This is a genomic window from Bacillus sp. FSL W8-0519 (assembly GCF_038005585.1).
In the GTDB taxonomy this organism is placed as follows: domain Bacteria; phylum Bacillota; class Bacilli; order Bacillales; family Bacillaceae_G; genus Bacillus_A; species Bacillus_A paranthracis.
Window position 1 is genome coordinate 5161897 of sequence record NZ_JBBOTL010000001.1, and the last position, 15397, is coordinate 5177293.

Below are 15397 nucleotides of genomic sequence, written 5' to 3' on the forward strand. Positions count from 1 at the left end.
TAGATAACACTGTATCCATCTTATTGTTAGACTCTTTTTATTTTCTAAACAAAAAACAAAAAAGAAAATTGCTCCCCTCATCACATAAAGTAATAAGTAGGGAGCAATTTTCTTTTATATTTACACTTTAAAAGTATTATCGTCCTTTTTTAAAGAGCCCAAAAATGATTCTACATGGACGATAATGAAAAGTCAAGAACTACAGTTCTTCCTCTTCTTCTTCTTCAGTTTCATCATACTCAAGTTCTTCTTCAGCGAAGTCATCTTCATCGTCCTCTAAATCATCAAGATCATCGTCGTCTCCGTCTTCGTCTTCAAGAACCTTGTCCAAATCTTCTACATCATCATCTTCGTCTTCATTTCCGTCTACATCATCAAAGTCATCTTCATCTTCTTCAATGTAGTCGTCAAAACCGTCTTCTTCAACTTTACGTTTCTTCTTCGGTTTTGGTTGAGGCAAGATTTCTTCATCAATTTGCTCATATGGGTACCAGCTACGTAATCCCCAACGATTTTCTCCTAAATTAATGAAACGTCCATCGATGTTTAAGTCTGTATAAAATTGTGCGATCTTCGCATTAACTTGCTCTTGAGATAGTCCCAGCACTTGAGCGATTTCTTGAACCAACTCGTTGAATGTCGTTGCTTGTTTTTTATCCCCTAAAACGCTATGTACAACTTCAATCATTGAACATTCTTTTAGCTCTTCTGGTGAATATTGCTTAAAATCCACTTATGCGGCACTTCCTTTCATCAAATATAACCTTATATATAACGGCCTGCTTAAAAAAATCCATACTATTCATTATAAACAAAAGTCGCACAAATATGCTACAAAAAAAACGGGAAACTTTTATAGGGTAGTAAAATTATAATTTGTGCATTCCTTATTTCGGAAGCATATGGGCCCCTTGTAATACATACCTAATTTGCATGTCTGTATATTCCTCGAGCGTATATAGCTTTTGCAACGCCCAACGTCGAAATCCCCACATCTGTCCTTGTATAAAAATATTATGCGCAAGAAGCTGTATTTCTTTTTTATTTAATGTAAATGTTCCGTTTTCCGTACACTGTTCTAAAATATTCTCAAACATTCCTACCATTTGAAACTCCTTTTCTAATACGTACGGGAGTGATTCTTTCGGTAAAAAGCGTACCTCTTGATACATTATTAATACTTCTTCCTGCAATTCGTCCATCACTTTAAAATAATTCGTTATTGCTATCTTTAAACTTTCTACACTTCCTTTTTCCGTACAAACTACTTCCTCTAATCTTTCTTTTACATGTTCATAAATACTATCACAAACTAAATACAAAACATCATCTTTTGTACGAATGTATTCATAAAGCGTTCCAATACTAAATCCAGCTGCCTTTGCAATCTCTCTCGTTGTTGTACGCGGAAATCCTTTTTGTTTAAACAGTTGTACTGCACCTTTAATCATTTGTTCACGCCTTAACGCAACTAATTTTTCATCTTTCACTGATGCATGCACATTATGTTTAACCATCCCCTTCACCTCTCTATTATTTTTTGGAAGGAAAAAGCGTAGGAAAATACCTACGCCTTTGATCCTACTTCGTTAACATACGAGAAATTACGAGCCTTTGAATCTCTTGTGTTCCTTCATATATCTGTGTAATCTTTGCATCTCGCATGTATCGCTCTACTGGATAATCTTTCGTATAACCGTAACCACCAAATACTTGTACCGCTTCCGTCGTCACCTTCATCGCTGCATCACCTGCAAATACTTTTGACATCGCTGACTCTTTCCCATACGGAAGCCCTTCCGATTCCAGCCAAGCTGCTTGATATGTTAGAAGACGCGCCGCCTCCACATCCGTTGCCATATCTGCAAGTTTAAAGCCAATCCCTTGCTGCGCCGCAATCGGCTTCCCAAACTGATGACGCTCTCTTGCATATTCTACGGAAGCATCTAAAGCCCCTTGTGCAATACCGACCGCTTGCGCCGCAATACCGTTACGGCCACCATCTAATGTTTGCATCGCTATCTTAAACCCTTGTCCTTCTTCCCCTAGTAAATTCTCTACAGGAATACGGCAATCTTCGAACATAATTTCAGTTGTTGGTGAAGAGCGAATCCCTAATTTACTCTCCTTCTTCCCAACTGAAAATCCTGGTGTATCACTTTCCACTATAAATGCACTCGTGCCACGCTGCTTCGATTCAGGATCAGTTAATGCGAAAACAACATAAATATCAGCAATACCACCATTAGTGATAAATATTTTTGATCCATTTAATACATAATGGTCTCCATCTCTTTTGGCGATCGTCTTCATTCCACCAGCATCCGATCCAGACCCTGGCTCCGTTAAGCCGTACGCACCAATTTTCTTTCCTTCAGCCATCGGTCGTAAAAATGTTTGCTTTTGCTCTTCTGTTCCAAATTTAAAAATTGGCCAACCAGCAAGCGAAGTATGTGCAGACAATGTTACACCTGTAGAAGCACATACACGCGATAATTCTTCAATAGCAATTACATATGCTAAGTAATCGCTTCCAATTCCGCCGTATTCTTCAGGCCACGGAATACCAGTTAAACCAAGCTCGGCCATTTGATCAAATATTGCACGATCAAATCTCTCTTCTTCATCACGCTCAGCTGCCGTCGGTGCTACTTCATTCTTAGCAAAGTCTCGAACCATTTTTCTTATCATTTCATGTTCTTCTGATAGTTTAAAATGCATGCCCGTCTCCCCCTTGTGCTTTTATAAAGCTCGGCTAATAACAAGTTTCTGTATTTCGCTCGTTCCTTCATATATTTGCGTGATTTTCGCATCACGGAAAAATCTTTCTACTGGATAGTCCTTCGTATAACCGTATCCCCCAAATACTTGCACCGCTTCAATCGCAACTTCAACAGCTGTTTTAGAAGCGAATAATTTCGCAATAGATGCTTCCTTACCACATGGTAATCCTTGCGCTCTTAGCGATGCCGCCCTATATACGAGTAATCGCGCCGCTTCTACACTAGTTGCCATATCTGCAAGTTTGAAGCCAATCCCTTGCTGCGCCGCAATTGGCTTTCCGAATTGCTCACGTTCTTTCGCATAATCAATCGCACATTCAAGCGCCGCTTCAGCAATCCCTAATGCTTGCGCCCCAATCCCAATTCTTCCAACATCTAAATTCGCCATTGCTACCTTAAATCCTTGTCCTTCTTCACCAAGTAAATTCTCAGCCGGTACCTTCATATCCTCGAACGTAAGTTGTACAGTGCGAGAACCGAGCAGTCCCATTTTATGCTCATCTTTACCGATAATTAAGCCTGGTGTATCTTTCTCTACTATGAATGCAGAAATCCCACTCTTTCCTGCCTCTGGATTTGTAGAAGCGAATACAATATATGTACTTGCTTCACCACCATTTGTAATGAACACCTTCGATCCATTAATAATGTAATGATCGCCTTTCTTCACAGCTCTTGATTTCAAACTTCCTGCATCCGATCCTGCATTTGGTTCTGTTAATGCAAATGCACCTAAATATTCACCAGTCGCAAGTTTAGAAACGTATTTCTCTTTCTGTTCTTCTGTTCCGAAATATAAAATCGGGTTCATTCCAACTGACGTATGTACAGCTAAAATTACACCAACCGTTGCGCTTACCTTTGAAATTTCTTCAATTGCTAAAATGTAAGAAATAAAATCCATTTCTGCCCCGCCGTATTTTGCAGGCGCTGGAATTCCCATTAATCCAAGCTCACCCATCTTCTGCAAAATCTCTTTTGGAAACACCCCTTGTTCCATACTAGGAACAAAGGGAGCAATTTCCTTCTGTGCAAAATCTCGAACCATTTTTCTCATCATTTGTTGCTCTTCATTAAAACGAAAGTTCATATACTCCGCCTCCATTTGCTATAAATCCTTTTAATAATTTGGTAAGACCACTATTTTGTAACAAAGGGGGATTTATTCGTAAACGTAGAAACCACGACCTGTTTTACGTCCTAACCATCCTGCATTTACGTACTTACGCAGTAATGGACATGGGCGGTATTTACTATCACCTAAACCTTCATGCAACACTTCCATAATATATAAACACGTGTCTAAACCGATAAAATCAGCGAGCGTTAAAGGACCCATCGGGTGATTCATACCAAGTTTCATTACTTCATCAATCGCTTCTTTCGTCGCTACACCTTCATATAACGTATAAATTGCTTCGTTAATCATCGGCAATAAAATACGATTTGATACAAATCCTGGGAAATCATTTACTTCAACTGGTACTTTGCCAATTTTCTTCGTAATATCTTCAATTGTTTTGTATACCGCATCATCTGTAGCCAAACCACGAATAATTTCAACAAGTTTCATAACCGGAACCGGATTCATAAAGTGCATACCGATTACTTTTTCCGGACGTTTCGTTACCGCGGCAATTTCTGTAATTGGCAAAGATGACGTATTTGTCGCTAAAATTGCGTGTTCTGGAGCAATTTCATCTAAATTCGCAAAGATTTTCTTTTTAATATCCATTTTCTCGACAGCTGCTTCGATAATAAGATCCGCTTCCTTCACACAATCTAAATCAAGCGTTACTGCAAGACGGTTTAATGTCGCTTCCTTTTCTTCTTCCTTCATGCGCCCCTTTTCTACTTGGCGTGCTAAGTTTTTCGTAATAATAGCCAATCCTCTATCTAATTGCTCCTGTTTTAAATCTTGTACCTTCACATCGTATCCTGCCATTGCACATACTTGCGCAATTCCTGATCCCATTTGTCCTGCACCAATTACAACAATTTTTTGTACACCCATTTCTTCTTCCCCCTTAATTTTTAATAAACTATATATCTTCTAATCTTAATTAGTGAACTTCAATCATCACTGCATCGCCTTGACCGCCACCACTACAAATCGAAGCAATTCCAATTCCACCGCCGCGTTGCTTAAGTGCATGGATTAGTGTAACGATAATGCGCGCTCCGCTTGCTCCAATCGGATGTCCCATCGCTACTGCGCCGCCATTTACATTCAATTTTTCTGGGTCAATTCCTGCGATTTCTGTACTTGCAATTGCTACTGCTGCAAATGCTTCATTAATCTCGAATAAATCGATGTCTTCAATTGTCTTGCCTGTTTTTTCAAGCAATGCGTTAATCGCATAACCTGGCGTTCTCGGGAAATCTTTAGACTCCACTGCAATTGCTGTATGTGCCAAAATTGTCGCTAACGGCTTTCTTCCTTCTTGCTTCGCTCTGTCTTCGCTCATTAATACAAGTGCAGCACCACCATCGTTTAAGCCTGGTGCATTACCAGCTGTCACTGTCGCTGTTTTATCAAATACAGGTTTTAATTTTGCTAACTTTTCAATTGTTGTATCCGCGCGTGGCGCCTCATCCTTTGCAACGACAATAGGATCGCCTTTTCTGTGCGGAATCGTTACTGGCACGATTTCCTCTTCAAAACGTCCTTCATTATGTGCTGAAACCGCACGCTGGTGGCTACGATATGCCCATTCATCTTGCGCTTCGCGAGAAATTCCATCTTCCTTCGCAACTTCTCCGCCATAAACACCCATGTGTATACCTGAAAATGCGCATGTTAAACCGTCAGCAACGTTTAAATCAACGACTTCGTTGTTGCCCATTCTATATCCCCATCTTGCTCCTCGTAAAATGTAAGGACTGTTACTCATCGACTCCATACCACCAGCTACAATCAATGATTGATCGCCAGTACGAATAATTTGATCCGCTAACGTAACCGCACGAAGCCCCGATGCACAAACTTTATTCACTGTTTCCGTCTGCACTTCCCAAGGGATTCCAGCAGCCCTCGCCGCTTGGCGCGATGGAATTTGCCCCTGCCCACCTTGAATAACCGTTCCGAATATAACTTCCTCAACATCACTAGCAGAAACATTTGCTCTTTCAAGCGCCGCTTTAATTGCAATCCCTCCAAGTTCTGTTGCTTTTACATCTTTTAAAGATCCTCCAAATTTTCCAACTGGTGTTCTTGCAGCACTTAAAATAACTGTTTTACTCATGTTTCTTTCCCCCATTTCATTTTTTAACACTGAGCGCTCGCTCGGTATCCCTACGTTGAGAAGAGGTGCAATCATTGCACCTCTTTCTAAAGTTGTATGCATTCCTACAAACTAGATTGCTTCTTTCTTCTGTCCAATCACTGAGCGTTCTAAAATCTCTGTTACATCGAGAGTTTGAACTTTCTCTTCAACTTCTTTCGCTTTCGTCCCATCACTAATCATCGTTAAGCAATACGGACATCCTGTACCGATAATGGATGGCTGTACAGCTAATGCTTGTTCTGTACGAGCAACGTTAATGCGTGAACCTGTTGTTTCCTCCATCCACATTAAGCCACCACCTGCTCCACAGCACATTCCCGTTTCACGGTTACGTGCCATTTCTACAAGATTCACACCAGGAATTGCTTTCAAAATGTCACGCGGGGCTTCGTATACTTCGTTGTATCTTCCTAAGTAGCAGGAATCATGGTACGTAACTGTTTCCTCAATAGCGTGAACCGGTTTTAAGCGTCCTTCTTTCACCCACTGAGCTAACAGTTCTGTATGATGATAGACTTCTGCTTGCAAGCCAAAGTCCGGATACTCATTTTTAAATGTGTTATAAGCATGAGGGTCAATCGTAACGATTTTCTTCACTCCTGCTTTTTCAAATTCCTCGATATTTTTTGTCGCCATCTCTTGGAAGACAAATTCATTTCCAAGGCGGCGCGGTGTATCTCCAGAGTTCTTTTCCTTATTACCGAGTATCGCAAATGAAATGCCTGCTTCGTTCATCAACTTCGCAAACGATATCGCAATCTTCTGACTACGATTATCATATGATCCCATTGAACCAACCCAGAATAAATATTCGAACTCCTCACCAGCTTTCGATTTTTCTTTTACAGTTGGAACCGTTACTTCATCATCACCTTGGCGCCAAGTTTCACGCTCTTTACGGTTTAGACCCCACGGATTCCCCTGACGCTCGATATTTGTCATCGCACGCTGTGCTTCCGCATCCATCTTTCCTTCTGTTAAAACGAGATAGCGGCGTAAATCAATAATTTTATCAACGTGCTCATTCATAACCGGACACTGATCCTCACAGTTACGACACGTTGTACAAGCCCAAATCTCTTCTTCTGTAATAACATCTCCGATTAAACTCGGATCGTAAGCGAGTGTTGCAGCCGCTGATTCTTGTTGCCCTTTTCCAGCTGCCATCATCGCTAACTGATTTCCTTGTGTATTATTAAAAGCAACTACTGGAACCCACGGTGCTTTTGATGTCACTGCAGCTCCTTTATCAGTTAAATGATCGCGAAGTTTTAAAATTAAATCCATCGGCGATAACATTTTACCTGTTCCTGTTGCCGGACACATATTTGTACAACGACCACACTCTACGCAAGCGTATAAGTCAATAAGCTGATTTTGTCTAAAATCTTCGATTTTACCAACACCAAATGTTTCTTGTGTTTCATCTTCAAAGTCAATCTTTTCAAGTTTCCCTGGATTTGAAAGACGGCCGAAGAAAACGTTAGCTGGTCCCGCAATTAAATGCGCGTGTTTCGATTGTGGAACATAAACTAAAAATGTTAACAAAATTAGTAAATGCACCCACCAAGAGAAATAGAACACAGAAATGGCTACGGTTTCATTTATCCCTGAGAAAACGTAAGCGATTGCAGAAGCGATTGGCTCACTCCATGAAAGCTCCTCGCCATGCCATATAATTCCCATCCCATTACCGAGTAGCACAGAAATCATTAAGCCACCGATAAAGATAAGAACAAGGCCTGATTTGAAATTACGTTTTAAACGAACTAGCTTCTCAACATAACGTCGATGAAAAGCCCAAAAGACTGCAATTAAAATAACAAGTGTGACAATTTCCTGGAAGAATGTAAATGCAGGGTATAGTGGTCCAAGTGGAAGATGTGATCCTGGTGCGAGTCCTTTCCAAACGAAGTCAATTGCTCCAAATTGGACAAGAATAAATCCGTAAAAGAACATAACGTGAATAATGCCGCTCTTTTTATCTTTCAGCAGCTTTTTCTGACCGAAAACATTGACCTTAAGGAGATCCCAACGCTCTTTAAAACGACGGTCAAACTCAATCTTTTTTCCTAACTGTATGTAGGCCATCCTCGTTCGTATAAGATACACAAACAAATATCCCGCATAAGCAATAACAGCAATGGCAGCCAGCCAATTCATGATCAGTAAGCTATTCATTTTTATGCTACCCCTCTCTTTGTAAGCCCTCTTTCTTTTTTAGAATCTTCAAAAACATATAATTTTCTGAATTTTATCCCCTACCTTCATTATATAATGAGTGAGCATTCAGTCAACAGTTTTTTGTTATACAACAACATATTTTTTAATAAAGCTGTTTATTTCGGTGAAACTATAAAGTGAAACTTTAATCATTAGAAGTTATTTACTCCCTACTAATTATTAGCCCACAAATAACCGAATAAAATGAATGTTTGATTTATAAAAAACAAATGGTGAAAAGACCGTGAAGGAGGGAATTTACTCATGTTCTTCTTATCTCTCTTATTAATAGGTATTGCTCTCTGGATTGTAATTGATCTTTCTTATGGGAGAATTGTTCATTTAAGGCGTGTACGTTCTCGTTCTTTCCCTTTACGTCAAAGTGATTTTCACCTTTATACATACGGAAAAGATTTGTATGACGCTCTATTTACTGATATAAAACAGGCGAAACACCATGTGCACGTTTTGTTTTTCATTGTAAAAAACGATACAATCAGCCGGGAATTTTTAAAGTTACTTATTGATAAGGCAAAGGAAGGAATTGAAGTAAGACTTCTACTCGATCGATTGGGGGGCCATCATTTATCAAACGAGGCCGTTCGCTCCCTACAAAAACATGGTGTCTCTTTTTCATTTTGTCACAAAGTAAAGTTTCCTTTTCCTTTCTTTTCTGCAAATCAAAGAAACCATAGAAAAATTACAGTTATCGACGGGAAAATTGGTTACATTGGGGGATTTAATATTGGTGAAGAGTATTTGGGACATAATGAGCGGTTAGGATTATGGAGGGACTATCATTTACGTCTTACAGGCGAAGGAGTACAAGATTTACAAAAGCAATTTTTACATGACTGGTTTGATGATACAAACCAAAATTTATTGGACGCTTCTCTTTATTTTCCGAAACAGCAACCCGGTACTATCGAACATCAATTTATTCCAACTGATGGTGCCTATTTACAACATACTTTTTTACATTTAATTGAAGGTGCAAAAAAAGAACTCTTTATCGGTACACCCTATTTCATTCCTGGAAGAAAAATTATGAACGCATTATTAGAAGCACGAAAACGCGGGGTTCAAATCACGATTCTCGTTCCAGAAAAAGCGGATCACCCCCTTGTTCGAGAAGCAAAATTCCCATATTGCCGAAAGTTAATACAAGCTGGCTGTAATATTTACGCATTTCAACAAGGTTTTTTTCACGCTAAAGTTATTATAGTTGATGACTATATCTGTGATATCGGAACTGCAAACTTTGATATGAGAAGTTTATATATTAACCATGAAATCAACTGCCTTTTATATGATGAACATTTTATACAAACAGTAAAAAATAAATTCCACGAAGATCTAGAAAATGCGTCATTACTTTCCTTGAAAGATGTTAGTCCGAATTCTCTCATTAATAGAGGCAAAGAATGGATAGGAACAATACTTGCTTTCTTCCTATAGGAAAGATAATGCATAAAGGAGATGTATTCATTATGATTATGCGTTTCGGATATGTCTCACATGCAATGGCACTCTGGGACTGTTCTCCGGCTAAAACGATGACATTTACAAGCTTTCAAAAGCTTAGTAAACAAGAACGAGAAGATAAATTATACGATGTTACGCGACAGAATCTTGAGCATACAATACGTATTCTTCATTACAATATAGCGCATGAAATTCCATTATATCGCTTATCTTCTTCCATCGTCCCACTTGCAACACATCCCGAAGTCGAGTTTGATTACATCGGATTGTTCACACCGCTTTGGCGTACAATTGGGGCATTAATTAAAGAACATAATTTACGAGTAAGTTTTCATCCGAATCAATTTACACTATTTACAAGCGACAAACCACACATTACGACTAACGCTATTACAGATATGACCTATCATTATAAAGTATTAGATGCAATAGGCATTGCAGATTCTTCTTATATTAACATCCATGTAGGTGGTGCCTACGGAAATAAAGAAAAAGCGGTTGAACGTTTCCATGACAACATAAAAAAACTTCCTGCACATATAAAGAGGCAAATGACACTTGAAAATGATGATAAAACATATACAACTGCTGAAACTTTATCTATTTGCCAAAAAGAAAAGATCCCATTCGTATTTGATTATCACCATCACATGGCAAATCTTTGCGAAGAACCGTTAGAAGAGTTACTTCCTGCAATTTTTGAAACTTGGTCACATACAAATATCGTTCCTAAAGTTCACATTTCCTCTCCTAAATCAAAAAAAGAATTTAGGGCTCACGCGGAATATATTGATTTAGAGTTTATTAAACCTTTCTTACACGTTGCAAAAAAAATCAATCATAATTTCGATATTATGATTGAAAGTAAACAGAAAGATTTAGCGATGCTGCAATTCATACATGAATTATCCTCTATAAGAGGGGTAAAAAGAATAAGTAGCTCAACATTACAATGGTAAATTGTAATGTTGAGCTATTTTTTTCAAAAAAAGTAATTTTTTTAGTAAAAAACACCCTATTTTATATGCTATGATTGGAATTAGCATTTTCCACCTGTGATTCAACTTTATTGAAACGGAGTCATAATATGATTAATCAAAAAAAATACGTACACTTTGTCACGATGTACATAATTATATTTTCTCTTTGGATATTTCTTATCCCTAAGGACTTAAATATAAAAGAAATTGGAATTCTCTTCTTATTTTTTTTCGCTACACTCTTTTCTTGCTATTGCCTATATAAAGCAATTAAGAAAATGAAGCGCGGTGACAAATTATTTTGGGTTTTAGTACTATGCACTTGCCTATGTGGATTGACAATGGAGATAACTCTATTTCTTCATTCACTTTCTATATATGACCAAGTCATATTCTCGTATAAGGCATTGCCCTTTTTTATCGTACAATATATTTTGCTCTTTTCTGGCTTTGCTATAAAGTTCATAAAGCATTACTCTATTAGAGGACTAGCTCAATTTTCATTCGATAGCATCTTTATCGTTATTATGAATATTTATTTTACCTTAACTTTTATTTTGGACATTTCAAGCTTTCGTATGTTAACAACAGATACCTGGGTTTTAATTGGATATTTTATTGCACAATCATTAGTAATCTACGCCGTAATTAGTCTATATAGAAGAGAAGAATATTCTTCTAGCAGAATTTCATTAATTATTGGCTTTACTATTATACTCGTGTACGGATATATACACCTGTTTCAATTAAACGCAGGGATAAAACCTTCTTCTGAAGTCTCTTACTTAATACATACTGCTTCGATTTTATTAATTGGTTTGTCATCCATACTATATATTTTAGATAAACCAATACAGCATGAAACGAAAACAAAATATTATCGGTTTGATTATGTGCGCTTTATATTACCTTATTTTAGTATAATCATTACTTTTTCTTTTATTATCTTTCAACCTTGGGATGATAAGTTCATGTTGATCGGTCTAGTATTATCTCTTATCTTATTATTCTTACGACAACTTTATATGTGGAAAGATAATCAGGCACTAATCGATACATACGAGCAGTTGACTACACAACTAGAAGATAAAGTAGAAGAAGGTGCATCTGCTTTATCAAAAAGTGAACAACGTTATAAATCTTTATTCGAAGATCACCCGGATGCTGTTTTCTCTTTAAATATGTATGGTATTTTCCAGCAGTCTAATACAGCTTGCGAAAGCTTATTTACTGCCTACTATTGTGAAGTAGAAAGCTATTCCCTTTTACACTTTATTGACTCAAAAGACCATGATTTACTAAAGAAAGCTTTACAACTAACGAAAGAAGGTAGACCACAAACTTTAGAAGTTCGCACAAAGGAAAAAGAAGGTTACTACTATTACCTTCACATTACACTCATCCCTACTTTCATAAACAAGGAAGTTGTCGGGATGTTTGGCATAGCACGTGATATTACAACTTTATATGAAAAACAAAAACAAGTAGAACATTTAGCCTTTCATGATGCACTTACCGGATTACCAAATCGCCGTAAGTTTGAAAAAGATTTAAAAAACATTTTAAATACCGCTCAGGCTAGCGCAAATGATGTTGCCGTCATATTTCTTGATTTAGATCGATTCAAAAAAATTAACGATAGACTCGGTCATGACGTCGGAGACTTGTTATTAATTGAAGTAGCAAAACGATTACGCAGTTGCCTACGTTCAAAAGATGTCGTTGCTCGCCAAGGCGGAGATGAGTTTACAATTCTATTACCAGATATGTACTCAGAAAAAAGTGCGGCCTTTATAGCTGAACAGATTTTAAATATTTTAAACAAACCATTCTTCATTAAAGATGAAGAACTGTCTATTACACCAAGTATCGGAATTGCAATGTACCCTGATTGTGGAACTGATGTAACAGCATTAATGAAAAATGCTGATATGGCTATGTATCGCGCGAAAGCAAATGGAAAAAACCGATTTGTTTTCTTCTCAAAAGAAATGAGTATCGCTCAAAATGAGAGTAACTTCTTAGAAGGAGAACTTTCAAAAGCATTACAACAAAATGAATTTTTCCTTGAATACCAGCCACAAGTAAGCACAAAAACAAAACAAGTTATTGGTTTTGAAGCATTAATTCGTTGGAAACATCCAAAGCTCGGTATCGTATCCCCAGCCCAATTTATCCCTCTAGCAGAGGAAACTGGATTCATTATTGAACTTGGAAATTGGATTTTACGTACTGCTTGCTTAGAAGCGAAAAGATGGCATAATCAAGGTTTCTCTCACTTAAAAGTCGGTGTAAATTTATCTGTAGTTCAATTTAATCATGCAGATTTAATCCCAACTATTTCAAAAGTTTTAGAAGAAACAGAGTTACAACCAGAAGCACTAGATATCGAAATTACAGAAAGTATCGCCATTAACCAAAATCAATCTGTAGTTGCAAAACTAGAACAACTTCAAAATCTCGGTATTCAAATTTCAATTGATGACTTTGGAACTGGTTATAGTTCTTTAGCTTATTTAACAAAATATCCAATTAACACATTAAAAATTGCTCGAGAATTTATTTGCGGAATTACAACTAGTCCTTTAGAGGAAGCGATTATTTCTTCCATTATTACACTATCAAAAGAACTAAATTTAGAAGTTATCGCAGAAGGTGTAGAAACCGAAGAACAATGGAAGTTTTTATATGAGCAAAACTGTGACCACATTCAAGGATTCTTTATTAGCAAGCCCGTTTCTAGTAAAGACGTTTGGAGGTTACTCCACAAAAAAACAACCGTCTAAGTAAGACGGTTGTTTTTTTAATATTCAAAAGGTAGGTCCGAAGCTAATTGTACCTCTTGATCATTATGAGAAATTACTTGGCTTTTCTCTAAAGCTGTATCTGTTAATGAAATACCCCATGCCATTGCTAACGTTAATAAACTACCAATAAGTAATTTTTTCATATTCCATCACCCACATTTTTTCTTTTAATATATCATGAAAGTTTATCCATGCCGTATGCAATTATGCATATCCATTTTTTAGGTTTATTCATTCATTGATTTTATTTACGATTGCCTCTTTATATGCATGCATTTCTAATATATCAAAAAAGAAACTTGCTTTCTTATATGTATCTTCAATCTCTGCCTCATCATACTCCAACCTTTCTAGACATTCACCTCTTTGATAGTACAGCTGCCCAATTAATGCCATACTATTAATTCGGCAAGATATTTCAATCGCCTTATTCACTTGATATAAGGCTTGTTCATATTGATTATCTAAGTATAGTGCTTTTGCATGATTATATCTTACCTTCACGTCGAATTCTTCATTATCATGCAATGACTCTAATTGTTTCAATATACCTTCAAATAACTCAATACTCTTCTTAAAATAGCCATTTTCAGCATAAATATTTGCGATTGCATTTTCTATATAGAGGTTTTGGTATACATCTATTCCAGCTAGTTGTTGGTTTAACAATTTTTTCAATTCTAAAATACAATATTCGTAATCAATTTTCTTCAACATGTAAGCTGCTACATGATATTGCCATTGAAGAAACTGCTGGAATTCGGGATGATATTCTTCCTTTTTCAGCTCATTCCATACTCTATTATAAATCTCTTTATATTTTTTTTGCTTACATAGCGTAATGACTTGATCTTTAAACTGCTTTTTTCTCTCAATATCTGAATAAATGAGTACCTCATAAAAATGAATAATGGGAACTTGTAACTTTGCTGCAATACCTTGCAATATATCCATACTTGGGTATACTGCGCCTGATTCAATTCGGCTCACTTCCGATTGATGACATATGTTCTCGGATAACTGTTTTTGTGTTAATCCCCGCATTACCCTAATTTTCTTAATTTCACTTCCTAATTTTTCTGCGTGCATACTTACTCACCATCCCATTATAACAATATAATTTGTTAAGTTGTCATACCACTACAATAATGTGAGTTCGACAATTTTTGACATGAAATAATGCATAATATATATAAAATTCGGCAAATTCTTCATACAATTCGTCTCACATATAATAATAGATTAGTAGTTTTATAAATAAATTATAGAAGATTCGTCCGTGCCTTCGTTACATTCGGTCTTCTTTTTCCTTTATTAGCAGTAGCAGAAGTTATTCACACCCAAGAATTAGACAGAAATGAAGTAAAATTTGAAATTACTTAGCCTAATTTAACGCTTAAAAAATTACACAACCTCAAAATGATACGAAAAAAACATACTGAAAAAGTATTTAAAAGGTGAGATAAATGAGGCAGAAGCTCAACAAAAGTGAATGACAACTAAAATGAATATCGATTCCCAACCTACAAATAAAGCAACAAAAGAAAATCAAACCGAAGCTCGCCTTGCACAAACATATAAAAACTATAAAGTATATGGCCAAGATCTCATTGTAAAAGTAGATAAAAATGGAGTAATCACAACTATTAGTGGTAAAGTTGTCCAAAACTTAGATCAACAACCTAATCTTACTATAACAAATTTTTTGTCGAAAAATGAAGTAAAATCTAAATTACACGATATACTTCAAATCCTGAGCGATGCGACTGTGACGAAACTCTCTATTGAAATACTTGTTTATAAGAAAAAAGAAGTTTACCATTCATAGGTAA

13 protein-coding genes are annotated in these 15397 nt (G+C 36.8%); 4 read left to right on the top strand and 9 right to left on the bottom strand.

Annotation, left to right across the window (positions count from 1 at the left end):
* Window positions 1-199: 199 nt before the first annotated feature.
* The 7 genes from rpoE to NST14_RS27180 form a co-directional block, all read right to left on the bottom strand.
* Window positions 200-733: a DNA-directed RNA polymerase subunit delta gene (rpoE, locus tag NST14_RS27150; protein WP_000346283.1), complete on the bottom strand. Its 534-nt coding sequence runs from the start codon at window positions 731-733 to the stop codon at window positions 200-202.
* A gap of 154 nt (window positions 734-887) precedes the next feature.
* Complete coding sequence (locus NST14_RS27155) at window positions 888-1517, bottom strand: TetR/AcrR family transcriptional regulator (RefSeq protein WP_000238604.1); 630 nt, start codon at window positions 1515-1517, stop codon at window positions 888-890.
* Window positions 1518-1581: 64 nt separating this feature from the next.
* The gene (acdA, locus tag NST14_RS27160; RefSeq protein ID WP_000545521.1) at window positions 1582-2721 is read right to left on the bottom strand and encodes an acyl-CoA dehydrogenase AcdA; all 1140 of its coding nucleotides are present in this window, start codon (window positions 2719-2721) and stop codon (window positions 1582-1584) included.
* A gap of 21 nt (window positions 2722-2742) precedes the next feature.
* Window positions 2743-3873, bottom strand: coding sequence for an acyl-CoA dehydrogenase (locus NST14_RS27165; RefSeq protein WP_001011170.1), 1131 nt, complete (start codon window positions 3871-3873; stop codon window positions 2743-2745).
* Window positions 3874-3945: 72 nt separating this feature from the next.
* Window positions 3946-4797: a 3-hydroxybutyryl-CoA dehydrogenase gene (locus NST14_RS27170; RefSeq protein ID WP_000538858.1), complete on the bottom strand. Its 852-nt coding sequence runs from the start codon at window positions 4795-4797 to the stop codon at window positions 3946-3948.
* A 49-nt stretch (window positions 4798-4846) separates the two neighbouring features.
* Window positions 4847-6130, bottom strand: a complete 1284-nt coding sequence (locus NST14_RS27175) for an acetyl-CoA C-acetyltransferase (RefSeq protein ID WP_229143196.1) — start codon at window positions 6128-6130, stop codon at window positions 4847-4849.
* 9 nt (window positions 6131-6139) lie between these two features.
* Window positions 6140-8251 carry a heterodisulfide reductase-related iron-sulfur binding cluster gene (locus NST14_RS27180; protein ID WP_001086790.1) on the bottom strand — a complete coding sequence of 704 codons (2112 nt, stop codon included), beginning with the start codon at window positions 8249-8251 and terminating at the stop codon, window positions 6140-6142.
* A 306-nt stretch (window positions 8252-8557) separates the two neighbouring features.
* Here NST14_RS27180 and cls point away from each other — a divergent pair, with 306 nt between their 5' ends.
* The 3 genes from cls to NST14_RS27195 all read left to right on the top strand — a co-directional run bounded on the left by cls (window position 8558) and on the right by NST14_RS27195 (window position 13544).
* Window positions 8558-9751, top strand: coding sequence for a cardiolipin synthase (gene cls, locus NST14_RS27185; RefSeq protein WP_000465816.1), 1194 nt, complete (start codon window positions 8558-8560; stop codon window positions 9749-9751).
* Window positions 9752-9783: 32 nt separating this feature from the next.
* Window positions 9784-10737 (top strand): UV DNA damage repair endonuclease UvsE, encoded by a 954-nt coding sequence (gene uvsE, locus NST14_RS27190; protein ID WP_000605890.1) that lies wholly within the window; start codon window positions 9784-9786, stop codon window positions 10735-10737.
* 128 nt (window positions 10738-10865) lie between these two features.
* A complete protein-coding gene (locus tag NST14_RS27195) occupies window positions 10866-13544 on the top strand; it encodes a DUF4084 domain-containing protein (protein WP_002163455.1) in 2679 nt (892 codons plus the stop codon).
* 17 nt (window positions 13545-13561) lie between these two features.
* On the opposite strand, the gene papR is transcribed toward NST14_RS27195, so the two are convergent.
* Both papR and plcR read right to left on the bottom strand, forming a co-directional pair.
* Window positions 13562-13708, bottom strand: a complete 147-nt coding sequence (papR, locus tag NST14_RS27200; RefSeq protein ID WP_000734741.1) for a quorum-sensing peptide PapR — start codon at window positions 13706-13708, stop codon at window positions 13562-13564.
* 88 nt (window positions 13709-13796) lie between these two features.
* A complete protein-coding gene (plcR, locus tag NST14_RS27205; protein WP_000542921.1) occupies window positions 13797-14654 on the bottom strand; it encodes a transcriptional regulator PlcR in 858 nt (285 codons plus the stop codon).
* Window positions 14655-15069: 415 nt separating this feature from the next.
* Between plcR and NST14_RS27210 the strand changes: the two genes are divergently transcribed.
* Entirely contained in the window at window positions 15070-15393 is a 324-nt protein-coding gene (locus tag NST14_RS27210; RefSeq protein ID WP_033671088.1) for a bacillolysin, read from the top strand.
* Window positions 15394-15397: the final 4 nt, after the last annotated feature.

What these genes read in the sequence shown, in the direction of transcription:
- NST14_RS27210 (WP_033671088.1), top strand. Translation starts at nt 15,070, where the DNA reads ATGAATATCGATTCCCAACCTACAAATAAAGCAACAAAAGAAAATCAA.
- NST14_RS27195 (WP_002163455.1), top strand. Translation starts at nt 10,866, where the DNA reads ATGATTAATCAAAAAAAATACGTACACTTTGTCACGATGTACATAATT.
- uvsE (WP_000605890.1), top strand. Translation starts at nt 9,784, where the DNA reads ATGATTATGCGTTTCGGATATGTCTCACATGCAATGGCACTCTGGGAC.
- NST14_RS27170 (WP_000538858.1), bottom strand. Translation starts at nt 4,797, where the DNA reads ATGGGTGTACAAAAAATTGTTGTAATTGGTGCAGGACAAATGGGATCA.
- NST14_RS27180 (WP_001086790.1), bottom strand. Translation starts at nt 8,251, where the DNA reads ATGAATAGCTTACTGATCATGAATTGGCTGGCTGCCATTGCTGTTATT.
- NST14_RS27175 (WP_229143196.1), bottom strand. Translation starts at nt 6,130, where the DNA reads ATGCATACAACTTTAGAAAGAGGTGCAATGATTGCACCTCTTCTCAAC.
- acdA (WP_000545521.1), bottom strand. Translation starts at nt 2,721, where the DNA reads ATGCATTTTAAACTATCAGAAGAACATGAAATGATAAGAAAAATGGTT.
- NST14_RS27165 (WP_001011170.1), bottom strand. Translation starts at nt 3,873, where the DNA reads ATGAACTTTCGTTTTAATGAAGAGCAACAAATGATGAGAAAAATGGTT.
- papR (WP_000734741.1), bottom strand. Translation starts at nt 13,708, where the DNA reads ATGAAAAAATTACTTATTGGTAGTTTATTAACGTTAGCAATGGCATGG.
- plcR (WP_000542921.1), bottom strand. Translation starts at nt 14,654, where the DNA reads ATGCACGCAGAAAAATTAGGAAGTGAAATTAAGAAAATTAGGGTAATG.
- NST14_RS27155 (WP_000238604.1), bottom strand. Translation starts at nt 1,517, where the DNA reads ATGGTTAAACATAATGTGCATGCATCAGTGAAAGATGAAAAATTAGTT.
- cls (WP_000465816.1), top strand. Translation starts at nt 8,558, where the DNA reads ATGTTCTTCTTATCTCTCTTATTAATAGGTATTGCTCTCTGGATTGTA.